Raw genomic sequence first — 15,531 nt, forward strand, 5'->3', positions numbered from 1 at the left:
CCGCGCGCGCAACGTCAAGATGGAGCTCCTCACGAAGAGCGGCAAGGCCATTGTGCTGAAGCCGAAGACCGCGCTGCAGGACGGCGAGATCATCGACTCGATGTTCATGAGCAAGAAGGCGCTGTGCGAGTTCTACGAGCAGCAGCTCGACGACTGCCGTGAAGCGGGCATCCTGTTCTCGCTGCACGTGAAGGCGACGATGATGAAGGTCTCGCACCCGATCGTTTTCGGCCACTGCGTGAAGATCTACTACAAGGAAGCCTTCGAGAAGCACGGCAAGCTCTTCGACGAGCTCGGCATCAACGTCAACAATGGCATGGCGACGCTATACGAGAAGATCGCGACCCTGCCGGAATCGAAGCGCGACGAGATCATCCGCGACCTGCACGCTTGCCAGGAACATCGTCCCCGGCTGGCGATGGTCGACTCGGCCAAGGGCATCACGAACTTCCACTCGCCCAACGACATCATCGTCGACGCCTCGATGCCGGCGATGATCCGCGGCGGCGGCAAGATGTGGGGCGCCGACGGCAAGCAGTACGACAGCAAGTGCGTCATGCCGGAATCGACCTTCGCCCGCATCTACCAGGAGATGATCAACTTCTGCAAGTGGCACGGCAACTTCGATCCAGCCACGATGGGTACGGTGCCGAACGTCGGCCTGATGGCGCAGCAGGCCGAGGAATACGGTTCGCACGACAAGACCTTCGAGATCCCGGAAGACGGCGTTGCCAACATCACCGACCTTGACACGGGTGAAGTGCTGCTGTCGCAGAACGTGGAAGCGGGCGACATCTGGCGTATGTGCCAGGTGAAGGACGCACCGATCCGTGACTGGGTCAAGCTCGCCGTCACTCGCGCACGCAACTCCGGGATGCCGGCCGTGTTCTGGCTCGACCCCTACCGCCCGCACGAGAACGAGCTGATCAAGAAGGTGCAGACCTACCTCAAGGATCACGATACGGACGGTCTCGAGATCTACATCATGTCGCAGGTCCGTGCGATGCGTTTCACGCTCGAGCGCGTGGCCCGCGGCCTCGACACGATCTCGGTGACCGGCAACATCCTGCGCGACTACCTGACCGACCTCTTCCCGATCATGGAGCTGGGTACCAGCGCGAAGATGCTGTCGATCGTCCCGTTGATGGCCGGTGGCGGCATGTACGAGACGGGCGCGGGCGGTTCGGCGCCGAAGCACGTGCAGCAGCTCGTCGAAGAAAACCACCTGCGTTGGGATTCGCTCGGCGAGTTCCTCGCGCTGGCGGTTTCGCTCGAAGACATGGGCATCAAGACCGGCAACGCGAAGGCCAAGCTGCTCGCCAAGACCCTCGATGAGGCGACCGGCAAGCTGCTCGACAACGACAAGTCGCCGTCGCGCCGCACGGGCCAGCTCGACAACCGTGGCAGTCACTTCTACCTTGCGATGTACTGGGCGGAAGCGCTCGCTGCGCAGAACGAGGATGCCCAGTTGAAGGCGCACTTCGCGCCCCTGGCGAAGACGCTCGCCGAAAACGAGCAGAAGATCATCGCCGAGCTCAGCGCCGTCCAAGGCAAGCCGGCGGACATCGGCGGTTACTACTTTGCCGATCAGGCGAAGGTGAACGCCGTGATGCGTCCGAGCGCCACGCTCAACGAAACCCTGGCTGCGGCGAACGCCTGAGTCTCCGGGTTCTCGGCATGACGAAGCCAGCGCGAAAGCGCTGGCTTTTTTTATTGTGCGACCCGGGCGACGTTCGATTTCTTGGGGCGGGTCAAGAAGCGACGAAACGCGTTTAGCGATAATATTCCACTGCATTTCGGCGGCGCTGCCTCCTGCGCCGCAGGGGCCCGACCAGGGCTTGCAATAGAAAGTTGAGTCAATCGACACGAGTTCCTATAGAGGGAGTGGAAATGAGCGCATCTCACGTCAAGGTCCCCGCTGCTGGTCAAAAAATCGTTCCGGGGCAACCGGTCCCGAACAATCCGATCATTCCCTTCATCGAGGGCGATGGCATCGGCGTCGATATCACTCCCGTGATGATCAAGGTCATCGACGCGGCGGTCGACAAGGCTTATGGCGGCAGCAAGAAGATCCACTGGATGGAAGTGTATGCCGGCGAGAAGTCGACCCAGATCTACGGCCCGGACGAGTGGTTGCCGAAGGAAACCTTCGATGCGCTGAAGGAATTCTCGGTCTCGATCAAGGGGCCGATGACGACGCCGGTCGGGGGCGGCATTCGTTCGCTGAACGTCGCGCTGCGCCAGGAACTCGACCTCTATCAGTGCGTGCGCCCGGTGCGCTACTTCAAGGGCGTGCCCTCGCCGCTGAAGCAGCCCGAGCTGACCGATATGGTGATCTACCGCGAGAATACCGAAGACATCTACGCGGGTATCGAATGGCAGGCGCTGTCGGAAGGCGCGAAGAAGGTCATCGGCTTCCTGCAGAACGAAATGGGCGTCAAGAAGATCCGGTTCCCGGAAACCTCTGGCATCGGCATCAAGCCGGTCTCGATCGAAGGCACGACGCGCATCGTGCGCGCGGCGATCAAGTATGCGATCGAAAACGACCGCAAGTCGGTGACGATCGTGCACAAGGGCAACATCATGAAGTTCACGGAAGGCCTGTTCCGTGACACCGGCTACAAGGTTGCGCAGGAAGAGTTCGGTGCCCAGCCGATCGACGGCGGTCCGTGGTGCAAGTTCAAGAACCCGAAGACGGGCCGCGAGATCGTCGTCAAGGACGCGATCGCGGACGCCTTCCTGCAGCAGATCCTGCTGCGTCCGGCCGAATACGACGTGATCGCGACACTGAACCTCAACGGCGACTACATCTCCGATGCGCTCGCCGCGCAGGTGGGCGGCATCGGGATTGCGCCGGGAGCGAACATTTCGGACCAGTACGCCTGCTTCGAGGCGACCCATGGGACGGCGCCCAAGTATGCCGGGCAGGACAAGGTGAACCCAGGTTCACTGATCCTGTCGGCCGAAATGATGCTGCGCTACCTTGGTTGGAAGGAAGCGGCTGACCTCGTCATCAAGGGCATGGAGGCGGCGATCGGCGACAAGGTCGTGACCTACGACTTCGCCCGGCTGATGGAAGGGGCGAAGGAAGTTTCGTGCTCCGCCTTCGGGGATGCGATGATCGCCCGGATGTAATTCTTCGGTAGCCGGAACCCGCTCACGCGGGTTCCGTTTCGGAAAACCCGCCTTCGCAATGTGATGGCGGGTTTTTTATTTGTGCGTAGCAGCAGCGCTGTTCGGCCGTGCAAGTCCCGCCACAATTCGCCTGCCGGAGGAGGTTACACGCAGGCCTGTTGGCCGTCTCCGGGTAGTGTCGAAAGTGGGGCAAGGTTCCCCATCCCAATTTTTAGTTTGATCATCGTCAAACAATGGCGAAATTCTTGTGCGCTGCAAATACCCATTACATGAAAGTGGGTAAAATCACCCATTATTCAGGTGCACTATGCATAAGGGGTAAGTCATGAGATATTCTATCGTCATTGCGTCCATGCTTGCGGCAACCGTCGCCCCGTTGGCTCACGCATACAAGCAGGGGGACGTCATCGTCCGGGCCGGTGCGGCCACGGTCGATCCGCTAAGCGAAAGCTCCGAGATTTCGACGACGGTCACCGGGAAGATCGCCGGCACGAAGGCGACTGCGGACACGAATACGCAGCTGGGCCTGACGCTCAGCTATCTCGTAACCGATCACCTCGGGGTCGAAGTCTTGGCCGCCACCCCCTTTACTCACCGCATTGGCGTCAAGGGCATCGGCAGCGGGATCGACGGCAAGTTCGGCGAGGTCAAGCAGCTTCCGCCGACGGTCTCGGTTCAGTATTTCCCGCTCGATGCGTCGTCCAGGCTCCAACCCTACGTCGGTGCCGGGCTCAACTACACGGCCTTCTTCGACGAGCAACTCACCGATCGCCAGCGTGCGAACGGCTTCTCGAAGCTGAAGGTGGGCGACTCCTGGGGGCTTGCGCTGCAGGCTGGCGTCGACTACCAGCTGACCGACCGCCTGGTGCTGAACGCGGCGGTCTGGCGTATCGACCTGCGGGCCGAAGCCACGGCGCGCCACAGCCTGCTGGGCAAGGTCAAGGTCGATGTGGACGTCGATCCGTGGGTGTATATGATCGGCGTCGGCTACAAGTTCTGATCGGGCTTCAATTCCGACGCTCTGATAAGGCGACCGCTCGGCGGTCGCCTTATTCTTTGGGGCGTGGGCCGGCGCTCAGCGTCTTTCCCCGACCTGATACTTGCGGTCGAGATAATTCATGCCGATGACGTAGATCCCGATCAGCACGAGAAAGCTGATCAGCGACCCCTGGGCGAAGATGTAGAAGCCGAGCGGGAAGTCCATGAAGGTGTAGCGGTTAAGCTCGTCGGCGTAGTATCCGGCGCCGAAAGTCACCAGGCACCACACCGACAGCAGCGAAAACGTCAGGAACAACGTTCGGTGCCAGTAGGCGCGGTGTCGGGGTGTCAGCGTCGTCGTCATCGTCGGGCGGTCCTACTGAGCCGTGCTGCGATTCGCATGCGCTTTCATGAGGCGCTGCTGCACGTCGCCGGGCGCAGGTTCGTAGCCGGCGGCAGTGAGGGCGAATTCGCTTTCGCCCGCGCAGATCGCCTTCAGGCGCGCCTCGAAGCCTTCCATCTCGGCGAGCGGAACGGTCGCGGTCATCAGCGTCCAGCCGTTTCCGGCACCTTCGGTGCTGGTCAGGTGACCGCGCCGACCGGCGAATTCGGCGCTGATGTCGCCGAAATGACTGTCCGCGACTTTCACCGTGACCGTGAGCAGCGGCTCGAGGATGACGGGCCGGGCTTCGAGCAAGGCTTGCAGTGTCGCGTGGCGGCCGGCAGTGACGAAGGAGACTTCGTTCGAATCAACCGCGTGGCTCTTGCCGTCGACGAGCACGACGCGCACGTCCTGCACCGGAAAGCCCGCCAGCGCCCCTTCGGCGAGTGCCTGGCGCACCCCTTTTTCGACCGCCGGCAGGAAGTTGGTCGGGATCGTGCCGCCCTTCACCTCGTTGCCAAGCTCGATGCCCGAGCCGCGCGGCAGCGATTCGACGCGCAGCGCGACTTCGCCGAACTGACCGGCTCCGCCGCTCTGCTTCTTGTGGCGGTAACGAGATTCGGCTTTGCCGGAAACGGTTTCACGGTAGGGCACGGAGGGGATGGCGGTGTCGAGCTGGAGGTTCCAGCGGCTGCGCAATTGCTCGAGGACGATCTTCAGGTGCAGTTCGCCGAGCCCGCGCACGACGGTCTGGCGGGCCTGCGAGTCGAAGCCGACTTCGATGCAGGGGTCTTCGTCGGTGAGGCGAGTCAGCGCTTCGGCGAGCTTCTGTTCGTCGCCGTGCTTTTGGGTAAGCAGCGCCAGGCCGAAGACCGGCTGCGGGTAGCGCGAGGGGGCGAGGTGGTAGGCGTCCTCGTCATGGGAGTCGTGGAGCACTGCGTCCGGGTGGATGTCATCGACGCGGGCGACGGCGCAGATGTCACCGGGCACGCCGAGCGGCGTCTCGACCTGGTTCTTCCCCTGCAGGCGCAGCAGGTGCGAGACCTTGAAGCTCTTCCGGGCGTCGCCGATATAGAGCTGGGTGTTGGGCGTGATGCTGCCCTGATGGATGCGGAAGAGGCCCATCTTGCCGCGGTAGGGGTCGTTCGCGACCTGGAAGACGTGGGCGATCACGTGGCGCGACGGATCGGGCACGACCTCGACCGGTTGGGCCGTGCTGCCCTGGCCTTTCAGGAACGCGGGCGGATTGCCTTCGGTGGGGTCGGGCATCAGGCGGCCGAGGATGTCGAGGAGCTCGCGCACGCCGGCGCCCGTGCGGGCCGACACGAAGCACACCGGGATCAGGTGGCCTTCGCGAAGGGCTTTTTCGAAGGGGACATGGAGCTGCTCGGGATCGAGCGATTCGCCCTGCTCGAGATAGCTCGCCATCAGCGCTTCGTCGAGTTCGACGACCTGGTCGACGATGGCATCGTGAGCGGCCGAGACCGACGAAAATGCCGGCGCTTGCGCGGACTCCGGCGCGAAAAAGCAGTCGATGACCCGATCGCCGCCGGTAGCCGGCAGGTTGATCGGAAGGCATTCGCGACCGAAGCTCGCGCAGAGTTGTTCCATCAGCGCGCCGAGTTCGGCGGGGGAGGCCGTGTCGATCTTCGAGACGACGATCAGGCGGCATTTGCCCGTGGCCGCCTCCATCATCCGCCGCGTACCGCTTTCGATGCCGGCCGTGGCGCTGACGAGTACGGCGCCCGTTTCGACCGCCGGCAGGGCCGTGAGGGCGCGGCCAGCGAGGTCGGGCAGTCCGGGGGTGTCGAGAAGATTGATCCAATGACCGGCCCACTCGAGGTGCGCGAGCGAGGTCGCGAGCGAGTGGCCCATGGCCTTTTCCTGCGGATCGAAGTCGGACACGGTGTCGCCGCGTTCGATCGTGCCGGCAGCGCCGATCGCTCCGGAGGCGACGAGCAGGGCTTCGAGCAGGGTCGTCTTGCCGCAGCCGGCGTGGCCGAGCAGGGCAAGGTTGCGGATGTCGTGCACCGAGGTGGGTGTCATGTCGCTTCCTCCCGAGGTTGTTGGATGGGAGTTTCCACCTGTCCTAGCGACTGCGCAACGGTTTTGCAGCGGATACCGTTGCGCGGCGGCGTCAGGCGCTGCGCAGACCGAGGAGCCGTGTGAGGGCGATCGCCGCGAGCGGCACCAACAGGCTGAGTACTAGCACGACAAGGAGGAGTTCGCCGAGCTGCGAATAATCGGCCGGCACCGTCACGGCACCGACAGCCGGGGCGCGCACTTCGCGGCTGACGACGTAGATCTCGTTGAGATACTTCGTGCCGAGCTGCGCCGCTGACAGCGCGAGATTGGTGAACGAGGCCATCACCGCGAAGTAGGTCGCTTTGAGGTGCGGGGGCGCGGAATTCGCGATCCACGCGAGCATCGGGACCATCGAGACCTGACCCAGCGGGGATTCGAGCGCGGTGTTCGCGATGGCGATGAAGCGGGCGTCGACGACGCCGCCCGTCAGCGCGGCCGTCCACTCATGCAGTCCGTGGTACATCCCGAGCAGCGGCAGCGACAGCAGGGTGCCGGTGACGGTCAGGAAGATGACTATCTGTGCGATCGACTTTTCGGCCATGAAGCGCCGGAACAGGAACAGGCCGGCGAGCGTCAGGATGCTGGTGATGAGGTCGAGGCGTGACAGGAAGCCCTGGTCGAAGCCGAGGACGTCGATCATCCACCAGCTCGCCCCCGCCCCCGGGCCCGGCATCGCGCGGAAGACGAAGATCACGATGATGGTGCCGAGCAGGGTGCGGCGCGAAACGTCGTCGAGTTCGCGCACGAGCCGCAGGATCATGAAGCCGATTACAAGGAAGGAGCATGCGAAGATCAGCTCCTGTCCATATTCGAGGCCGGAGAGGCCGGTGGCGACGGTGAGCGCCACGAAGGCCGCGCTGCCGCCGAGGATGGTCCAGTTCGGCGCGGTCTTTTCCTCAGGCTCGCTGATCAGCTTGCGGATCGACTGCGCATCGTGCCCAAGGGCCGCAAGCCGCCTCGCCTCGCGCCGCTTAAGCAGGCCGGCGAGCAGGACGCCGCTGATCGAAAGCACCGGAATGATCAGCGCGAGCTCGTAGATGCGCACGTAGATCGCGACTTTCGCGGTTTCCGGCAAGGCCTCGGCGTCCGCGAACATGACGACGTTGGCGAGGGACACCAGCACGGTGCCGCCGATGATCGCGACGCGGCCGAGCATCTGCATCGTCGTGTGCATCAGACGCACGGTGTCGGCGGGGTAGGGGAGGCCTTTCTCATCGATGCGGGGGACGGCCTCGACCGTCATCGCATCTGCGACGGCGTCCTGCATCACGTAGCCGATCGGAGCGAGCAAGGTCGACAGCACGAACCAGGCTTCGGCGGGCATGAAGCGCCGCATGTCGTCGGGATGGCCGATGAGGCCGATCATGATCGCCAGGCTCGCGGCGATCAGGATCGCTCCGAGATAGACGAGGCCCGCCTTGTGCCGCCACAGCAGGTCGACGAGATGGCCGATCGGCATCTTCAGCGCCCACGGAATGCCGGCCCAGAAGCCGAGGCTGGCGAGGAACGCTGCCGAGAGTCCGAGGTAGTCCTTGACGAAGAAGGTGCCGACGATGCCGGTCAGTCCCGAGACGCCCGCCGCGACGTAGACCATCAGTGGTGGCAGGTAGGAGAGCCGCATCTCGCGGCCGAGTTCGAAGATGTTGCGGTCGAACCAGCGAAGCAGCGATTTGAACAAGTCGGAGGTCCTGTCGAGTTTGTGAAGGAGGCGGGCTCAGCTGAAGAGGCGCTCGAGCCAGGGCAGGATCCACGGCAGCGAAGCGGCGGTCAGCAGGCCGTTGAGGCCCATCGCCAATGCCGCGAAGGCGCCGCATTGTTCGCTGACCTGGAAAGCGCGGGCGGTGCCGATGCCGTGGGAGGCGATGCCGATCGCGAAACCGCGCACCGCGTGATCCTCGATGTGCAGCAGGCGATAGACGTAGCGTGCGCCGACCGCCCCGAGGATGCCGGTCGTCATGACGAGAACCGCCGTGAGCGAGGGCAGCCCGCCGAGACGTTCGGCGACGCCCATCGCGATCGGCATCGTCACGCTCTTCGGTGCCAGCGACATCACCGACTCGCGGCTCGCCCCGAGCAGCGCCGCGATGCCGACGGCCGAGAGCGCGGCGGTCAGCGAGCCGACCGCGAGCGTCACGAGCAGGGGCAGCAGCATGCTGCGCAGGCGTTGCCACTGCGCGTAGAGCGGAATGGCCAGCGCGACCGTTGCAGGGCCGAGCAGGAAGTGGACGAATTGTGCGCCGTCGAAGTAGGTCTGGTAGGGCGTGCCGGTGAGCGTCAATACGACGACGAGGGCGGCCACGGCGATCATCACCGGGTTGCACAGCGGGTGATGGTTGGCGCGTCGGTAGAGCCAGAGCGCGCCCTGATAGGCGAGCAGCGTCAACGTCAGACCCAGCAGTGGCGTGGCAGAGAGATAGACCCAGATTTCCCCCAACGCCGGGTTCATTGCGAGGCTCCGTCGTGACCGTCGCGGTGGGACAGGACTTTCAGCAGCAGCGCCGATACGGCGATCGACAGCAGCGTGCTGAGCACCAGGGCGACGGTGAGCGGCAGCCATTCGTCGGCGAGACGCCGGAAATGGAGCATTACGCCCGTGCCGGCCGGAATGAAGAGCAGCGACAGATGCTGAAGGAGGCCGCTGGCGGTATTGCGCAGGTTTTCGCCGGGCCCCTCGCGCAGCACCAGGGTGGCGAACAGCAGCCCCATGCCGATCACCGGACCGGGCACGGGCAGGCCGAGCCCGCGGGCGATCACTTCGCCGATGAGCTGGAATACGAGGAGTTGGGTCAGGGCGCTGATCATGGAAACCTCGTTCGACAGGCTGGCAGCATGGCCCGACATTCTATGCGCACGTCCGGCCGGCGGGCCACGCCCGTTGGATGCGGAAGCGGCTGCCCGTTCCGGGGAGTGTTGCAACGCAGCATGGCTCCTTTCTGATCCAATGAGGTAGGATTTCACGCTGCTCCGGAGAGCCTTCGCGGGCAGTGGGGGAATTCACGCATAATTCCAACGATATATGCCTGTCCGATTGCCGCATGGCAGCGGCGGGTTCCAGTTCGTCGCCCCTGATAGCTTCGCCGCAATGGCCGTTAAGATTCGATCCCTGTTGGTTCTTGCCGCGGCTGCCGGCTCCGCTCTTGCGCAGGAGGCGGATTCCCCGGCGGCCTTGTCGCACGACGGCTATTTCGAGGATCTGCCGATCGTGCTGTCGGTGTCGCGTCTCGCCCAGCCGCTGCAGGACGCTCCCGGCTCGGTAACGGTGATCGACGCCCAGACGATCCGCACTTCCGGCGCGCGCGATCTCGCGGAGCTGTTGCGCCTGGTCCCCGGATTTCTCGTCGCGCATTCGTTCAACGGCGCGCCCGTCGCGGTCTATCACGGGATAACCGACGATAATCCGCGTGGCCTGCAGATCCTGATCGACGGCCGTTCGCAGTACAGTCCGCTGTTCTTCGGTGGCGTCGCGTGGAACCTGATCGACGTCTCGCTCGACGAGATCGCGCGCATCGAGGTGATCCGGGGTTCCAACTCCGCCGCTTACGGGTCGAATGCCTTTCTCGGCGTCGTGAATATCGTCACCTTCAACGCGGCCGAGACGCAGGGCGTCCGGGTGCGCATCGCGCAGGGCAACGACGGCATCCAGGATCGCGGCGCGCGCGTGGGAATGCGGGTCGGAGACGCCTTCGTGCGCCTTTCCGCGGAAACGCAACGCGATAACGGCGTGCTCGACTATCACGACGGCCGGCGCAACCAGCGGGTGAATCTGCGCGCCGACGTTCCGCTGGGCATGGCCGACGAGCTGCAGATCCTCGCCGGCAACACGCAGTTACGGCTGCAGACCGGTTATCCGGATACCCCGACCAATCCCTTGCGCGAGCTCAGCGCGAGCAAGGATTTCGTCTCCTTCGCCTGGACGCGCAGCGCAGCGGACGGCAGCGGCGTTTCGCTGCGCTATACGCGCACGGACGAACTCTACGACGATGCGTTCGTCGCCCAGTCCGGCGCCTTGACCTTGCCCATCGATTACCACACGAGCTCGGTGCGCGACGAGGCCGAGTTCCAGCACACGCTGCTGCCGACCGACAACACACGCCTCGTGTGGGGGGTGGGCGTGCGCTACGATGCGGTGCACGGGCAGCAGTACTACAATACCCGGGCTGCCGTGCGGCAGGACGTGAGTCGCCTCTTCGGCAACCTCGAATGGCGCCCGTCGCGCGAGTGGACGACCAACGTCGGCCTGACCTGGGAAAAGGACTCGCTGTCGGACAGCTCGCTGGCGCCGAGGCTCGCGGTCAACTACCACCTGTCGCCACGCCAGACCTTGCGCGCCGGCATTTCCCGCGCACAGCGCATCCCCTCGCTGACGGAGTCGCGTTCGCAGGAGTACTTCGGCGCCTTCGATACCGCGACGTTGCCGCGGTCTGTGCGCAAGCCGTATGGAATTCGGCCGCTCGAGATCGGCTTCGATGCCAGCGGCGATCTCGACAAGGAGGTCGTCGACGTGCAGGAGATCGGGTACCTGGGCGACTTCCACGAGCAGGGGCTGTTCCTCGACGTGCGTGCCTTCCGCGAAAAAGTCAGCGGCCGCATCGTGCCCGTCGTACTGTCGCTGCAGCCGCCCAATTGCGAGGTGCTGGCGATGTTGACGAGGAAGTGCGGCAACTACACGGACTTCATCAATGGGCAGGACCTGGTGATCCGTGGAGTGGAATACCAGGCACGCTGGCGTCCGCGCCAGAGCACCGAATTCACGGTGAACCAGGCGTTTACTTCGATCGATTCCGAAGCGAGTGCGGCCCTCTTCGCCAACAGCGAGCGGATGGCGATCGCGGTGGAGCGCCATATGGACAACTCCGCGCCGGAAGCGGCGACGATGCTGCGATGGGTGGAGCACCTGCCGTCCGGCACCGAACTGTCGTTCACGTATTACCGCTACGGGCGCTTCCAGTGGACGCGGGGCTCGGCGGTCGATGCTTTCCATCGCACGGACCTGCGTCTCGCGCAACCTTTCCGGATGGGGGCGAGCCGCGGCGAAGTTTCCATCACCGTGCAGGGGCTGGACGGCAAGCATGCCGAGTTCCGCAGCCGGAATGCCGACCCGAACGGTGACACGGCGGCCGCGCCGCAATACCTCGATCCGAGGGTCTGGCTGGGGTTCGTGCTGGAGCTCTGACCCGCCGCAGCGGGATTCAGGACAGCAGGACGTGACCCGCGGCGCGCACCGCGATGCCGACGGCGGCACCGAGTGCGGCCGGTTTCCAGACGCCCGCGGCGCGTCGCCCCGCCGAGATCAGCACCGCGACGCCCGGGACGTCGAGCGGATGGATCAGGAAACCGGCGCTGCGGTTCAGCATGCCGATCGTCGCGCTGCCGTTCTTCAGCATCTCGTCCATTACGCCCATCATCGCGGTTCCGCCGCCGATGTATTTTGTCAGCGTCGGTAGGATCAGGGCGGGATCAATGGCCGCGGCGGTCAGCACGGGCGCGAGAAGCCGCGTCAGCAGATCGATGGCGCCGCTCGTGCGCAGGGCCTGCACCGCGACGAGGGCCAGCACCAACATCGGGATCGCGCCGACGGCGATCTTGAACGCCTCGGCGCCGGCGCGGTTGATCACGTCGAGCACGCCCTTGGCATCCTCCGCAACGTGGTGATGCAGGGTCTCGTCGACCGGGCCTTCCTGAGCCGAGAGCGTGCGGGCGAAGCCGTGGTAGGTGACCGCCGCAGCGACGAGTCCGCCGATGATCGAGAATGCGAGGGTGGTGCTGAAATCGAGGCCCATCGCGATCATCGGAAAGCTGGTGTTGGCCTGCGCCATCGCCATCACCATCGCGAGAGTTGCCGCGAGATGGCGGTCGGATGCGCCGCGTGTCTCCATCATCGTCAGCGTCGCGACCGGGGCGGCGAAGCTGACGAAGTTGATCTGTAGCGCCCCGAAGACGCCCAGCCCCGTCAGACCGACCGGCTTCACGACCGGCGCGACGACGTGGACCAGGCGGTCGAGCACGCCCTTGGCTTCCAGCAGGCGCATCAGCGACAACATCACCACCATCACGGGCAGGAGCACGAAAAGAGCTAGTTCGACGGCGGAACGTCCGGCACGAAGGATGATGTCGGTAAGGATGTCCATGCGGAACAGAATTGATGTTGCAGTGCGGCAGATGATACCAAGAGAGCGCTCACTTCTCGTAACCGGTATCGCCGCCACATGCGATACGCTCTATCGTTGCGGAAGTCGGCGACGGGCCGAGGACAATCCGGGAGACAGGCATGACGATGGTCGAAACGGCGCGCGGCACAGTCCATGAATGGCAGCGCGACCATATGGGACACATCAACGTGCGCGCCTACATGGAGTTCTTCGAGGAGGCGTGCTGGCAGTTCTATGCAATGCTCGGCCTGACGGCGTCGCTGCTGCGTAGCGGCGTCGTGCATCTGGCGGCAGTGCAGCAGGACATCAGTTACATCAAGGAGTTGTATCCGGGCGATACGATCGTCGTGCGCACAGGGGTGCTTGAGATGCGCGAGAAGGTGTTGCGCTTCCGGCACAAGCTTTTCAACACGGAAACCGGCGCAGTCTGCGCTGCCTGCGAATTCACCGTCGTGTGCCTGAATCCCGAGTCCCGGCGCTCACAGCCCTTTCCCGCCGAGGTTGCGGCCCGCGCACAGGCCTTCCTCGAGACGACGGACGACTGAGTCGGGACGAAGAAAAACGGCACCGCGTATGCGGTGCCGTTTGCAGGCCTGATTAGTGGACCGAAGTCCGCGAAGCGTCTCAGCCCTGAGCCTTCTTCACCTGACGCCACTTGTGCAGCAGCGGCTCGGTGTAACCGCTGGGCTGCTGGCAGCCCTTGAAGATCAGGTCCTTTGCGGCCTGGAAGGCGATGGACTTGTCGAAGTCGGCAGCCATCGGCTGATACAGCGGGTCGCCGGCGTTCTGCTGATCGACGATCGCGGCCATCCGCTTCAGCGTCTCCATGACCTGCGCCTCGTTCGTCACCCCGTGGCGCAGCCAGTTGGCGATGTGCTGGCTGGAGATGCGCAGCGTCGCGCGGTCTTCCATCAGGCCGATGTTGTTGATGTCCGGCACCTTCGAGCAGCCCACGCCCTGGTCGACCCAGCGCACGACGTAGCCGAGGATGCCCTGGGCGTTGTTGTCGAGTTCCTGTTGGATCTCGGTGGCGCTCCAATCGGCGCTCGCGGCGACCGGCACGGTCAGGAGGTTGTTCATCAGGCCGTCGCGCTCGGCGGCGAGGCTGATCTTCTCCATTTCCTGCTGCACGGCCTTCACGTCGACCTGATGGTAGTGCAGCGCATGCAGCACGGCGGCGGTCGGCGAGGGCACCCACGCGGTCGTGGCACCCGCCTTCGGGTGGCCGATCTTCTGCTTGAGCATCTCGGCCATCAGGTCCGGCATCGCCCACATGCCCTTGCCGATCTGCGCCTTGCCGCGCAGGCCGCAGTCGAGGCCGACCAGCACGTTGAGGCGCTCATAGGCCTGGATCCACGCCGAGGTCTTCATGTCGCCCTTGCGGATCATCGGGCCCGCTTCCATCGCGGTGTGCATCTCGTCGCCGGTGCGGTCGAGGAAGCCGGTGTTGATGAAGGCGACGCGCGATTCGGCGGCCTTGATGCAGGCGGCGAGGTTCACCGAGGTGCGGCGCTCCTCGTCCATAATGCCGACCTTCATCGTGCTGGCGGGCAGGCCGAGCAACTGCTCGACGCGGCCGAAGAGTTCGTTGGTGAAGGCGGCTTCGGCCGGGCCGTGCATCTTCGGCTTCACGATGTACATGCTGCCGGTGCGCGAGTTGCCCTTGCGCTGCATGTCGTGGGTCGAGATCAGCGTCGTGATCACGCCGTCCATGATGCCTTCGGGGATCTCGGCGCCGTCGGCGAGCAGGATCGCCGGGTTCGTCATCAGATGGCCGACGTTGCGGATGAAGAGCAGCGAGCGGCCGTGCAGGCGCAGCGCGGAGCCGTCCGGCGCGGTGTATTCGCGGTCGGCGTTGAGCTTGCGCACGACGGTCTTGCCGCCCTTGTCGAAGCTCTCGACCAGCGTGCCGTTGATCAGGCCGAGCCAGTTGCGGTAGGCGATGACCTTGTCTTCGGCGTCGACGGCCGCGACCGAATCTTCGCAGTCCATGATCGTCGAGATCGCCGCTTCGACGAGGACGTCCTTGACGCCGGCGGCGTCGGTCTTGCCGATCATGTGGTTGCGGTCGATCTGGATTTCCAGGTGCAGACCGTTGTTACGCAGCAGCACGGCCGACGGGGCCGCGGCCGCACCCTGGTAGCCGGCGAATTTGGTCGGCTCGGCCAGTGCGGTCTGGCTGCCGTCCTGCAGCGTCACGACGAGCTGGCCGCCGACGACGGAGTAGAGCACGGCTTGGCTATGGTCGCCGCGAGCGAGCGGAGCGGCCTGGTTCAGCACGTCGCGCGCGAAGGCGATCACGCGCGCGCCGCGCACCGGGTTGAAGCTCGCGCCGACTTCGGCGCCGCCGTCCGAGGGGATCGCGTCCGTGCCGTAGAGGGCATCGTAGAGGCTACCCCAGCGGGCGTTCGCGGCGTTGAGCGCGTAGCGGGCGTTCATGATCGGCACGACGAGCTGCGGGCCAGACTGGTCGCGCAGTTCGGTGTCGACGTTCGCGGTCGTGACCTTGAAGGAGGCCGGCACGGGCTGGAGGTAGCCGATCGACTCGAGGAAGCTGCGGTAGGCCGGCATGTCCTGGATCGGGCCGGGGTTGGCGCGGTGCCAGGTGTCGAGCTGGGTCTGCAGGCGGTCGCGTTCGGCGAGGAGGGCGCGGTTCTTCGGCGCGAGTTCGTTCGCGAGCTCGCTGAAGCCTTTCCAGAACGCGCCGGCGTCGATGCCGGTGCCCGGCAGGACTTCGGTTTCGACGAAGCGGTGCAGTTCGGCATCAACCTGCAGCTGGTGGCATTGGATTCTCGTGCTCAT

Annotated in this window: 12 protein-coding genes; 5 read left to right on the forward strand and 7 right to left on the reverse strand. The window is 64.7% G+C overall.

Going from position 1 to position 15,531, the window contains the following annotated elements:
- The 3 genes from VJ673_RS11360 to VJ673_RS11370 all read left to right on the forward strand — a co-directional run.
- Positions 1-1,660, forward strand: a 1,660-nt coding sequence (locus tag VJ673_RS11360; RefSeq protein WP_324126214.1) for an NADP-dependent isocitrate dehydrogenase, incomplete at its 5' end; no start/stop codon positions are given.
- Positions 1,661-1,890: 230 nt separating this feature from the next.
- A complete protein-coding gene (gene icd / locus VJ673_RS11365; protein WP_324126215.1) occupies positions 1,891-3,135 on the forward strand; it encodes an NADP-dependent isocitrate dehydrogenase in 1,245 nt (414 codons plus the stop codon).
- A gap of 325 nt (positions 3,136-3,460) precedes the next feature.
- A complete protein-coding gene (locus tag VJ673_RS11370) occupies positions 3,461-4,135 on the forward strand; it encodes an OmpW/AlkL family protein (RefSeq protein ID WP_324126216.1) in 675 nt (224 codons plus the stop codon).
- Positions 4,136-4,210: 75 nt separating this feature from the next.
- Here VJ673_RS11370 and VJ673_RS11375 read toward each other — a convergent pair whose 3' ends face one another.
- The 5 genes from VJ673_RS11375 to VJ673_RS11395 all read right to left on the reverse strand — a co-directional run bounded on the left by VJ673_RS11375 (position 4,211) and on the right by VJ673_RS11395 (position 9,382).
- Complete coding sequence (locus VJ673_RS11375) at positions 4,211-4,477, reverse strand: DUF4212 domain-containing protein (protein WP_324126217.1); 267 nt, start codon at positions 4,475-4,477, stop codon at positions 4,211-4,213.
- 12 nt (positions 4,478-4,489) lie between these two features.
- Positions 4,490-6,541, reverse strand: a complete 2,052-nt coding sequence (fusA, locus tag VJ673_RS11380; protein WP_324126218.1) for an elongation factor G — start codon at positions 6,539-6,541, stop codon at positions 4,490-4,492.
- Between the two features lie 91 nt (positions 6,542-6,632).
- Positions 6,633-8,201, reverse strand: coding sequence for an MFS transporter (locus VJ673_RS11385; protein ID WP_414635650.1), 1,569 nt, complete (start codon positions 8,199-8,201; stop codon positions 6,633-6,635).
- Positions 8,202-8,294: 93 nt separating this feature from the next.
- Entirely contained in the window at positions 8,295-9,026 is a 732-nt protein-coding gene (locus tag VJ673_RS11390; protein ID WP_324126220.1) for an LrgB family protein, read from the reverse strand.
- On the reverse strand, positions 9,023-9,382 hold the full coding sequence (locus VJ673_RS11395) for a CidA/LrgA family protein (RefSeq protein WP_324126221.1): 360 nt from the start codon (positions 9,380-9,382) through the stop codon (positions 9,023-9,025). Before VJ673_RS11395 ends, VJ673_RS11390 begins: the two co-directional genes overlap by 4 nt.
- Before the next feature lie 280 nt (positions 9,383-9,662).
- On the opposite strand from VJ673_RS11395, the gene VJ673_RS11400 reads away from it, so the two are divergent.
- Positions 9,663-11,753: a TonB-dependent receptor plug domain-containing protein gene (locus VJ673_RS11400; RefSeq protein WP_324126222.1), complete on the forward strand. Its 2,091-nt coding sequence runs from the start codon at positions 9,663-9,665 to the stop codon at positions 11,751-11,753.
- 16 nt (positions 11,754-11,769) lie between these two features.
- Here the strand turns inward: VJ673_RS11400 and VJ673_RS11405 are convergent, their stop codons facing one another.
- Complete coding sequence (locus VJ673_RS11405) at positions 11,770-12,708, reverse strand: nucleoside recognition domain-containing protein (protein WP_324126223.1); 939 nt, start codon at positions 12,706-12,708, stop codon at positions 11,770-11,772.
- Positions 12,709-12,848: 140 nt separating this feature from the next.
- On the opposite strand from VJ673_RS11405, the gene VJ673_RS11410 reads away from it, so the two are divergent.
- A complete protein-coding gene (locus tag VJ673_RS11410; protein ID WP_324126224.1) occupies positions 12,849-13,274 on the forward strand; it encodes an acyl-CoA thioesterase in 426 nt (141 codons plus the stop codon).
- A 79-nt stretch (positions 13,275-13,353) separates the two neighbouring features.
- Here VJ673_RS11410 and VJ673_RS11415 read toward each other — a convergent pair whose 3' ends face one another.
- A complete protein-coding gene (locus tag VJ673_RS11415; RefSeq protein WP_324126225.1) occupies positions 13,354-15,531 on the reverse strand; it encodes a malate synthase G in 2,178 nt (725 codons plus the stop codon).

This window comes from Aromatoleum sp. (genome assembly GCF_035254505.1).
Taxonomy (GTDB): Bacteria; Pseudomonadota; Gammaproteobacteria; order Burkholderiales; family Rhodocyclaceae; genus Aromatoleum.

Coding starts and splice junctions, on each gene's coding strand:
- VJ673_RS11400 (WP_324126222.1), top strand. CDS start 9,663: ATGGCCGTTAAGATTCGATCCCTGTTGGTTCTTGCCGCGGCTGCCGGC.
- VJ673_RS11415 (WP_324126225.1), bottom strand. CDS start 15,531: ATGAGCACGAGAATCCAATGCCACCAGCTGCAGGTTGATGCCGAACTG.
- VJ673_RS11390 (WP_324126220.1), bottom strand. CDS start 9,026: ATGAACCCGGCGTTGGGGGAAATCTGGGTCTATCTCTCTGCCACGCCA.
- VJ673_RS11370 (WP_324126216.1), top strand. CDS start 3,461: ATGAGATATTCTATCGTCATTGCGTCCATGCTTGCGGCAACCGTCGCC.
- VJ673_RS11410 (WP_324126224.1), top strand. CDS start 12,849: ATGACGATGGTCGAAACGGCGCGCGGCACAGTCCATGAATGGCAGCGC.
- VJ673_RS11385 (WP_414635650.1), bottom strand. CDS start 8,201: ATGCGGCTCTCCTACCTGCCACCACTGATGGTCTACGTCGCGGCGGGC.
- VJ673_RS11405 (WP_324126223.1), bottom strand. CDS start 12,708: ATGGACATCCTTACCGACATCATCCTTCGTGCCGGACGTTCCGCCGTC.
- fusA (WP_324126218.1), bottom strand. CDS start 6,541: ATGACACCCACCTCGGTGCACGACATCCGCAACCTTGCCCTGCTCGGC.
- VJ673_RS11375 (WP_324126217.1), bottom strand. CDS start 4,477: ATGACGACGACGCTGACACCCCGACACCGCGCCTACTGGCACCGAACG.
- icd (WP_324126215.1), top strand. CDS start 1,891: ATGAGCGCATCTCACGTCAAGGTCCCCGCTGCTGGTCAAAAAATCGTT.
- VJ673_RS11395 (WP_324126221.1), bottom strand. CDS start 9,382: ATGATCAGCGCCCTGACCCAACTCCTCGTATTCCAGCTCATCGGCGAA.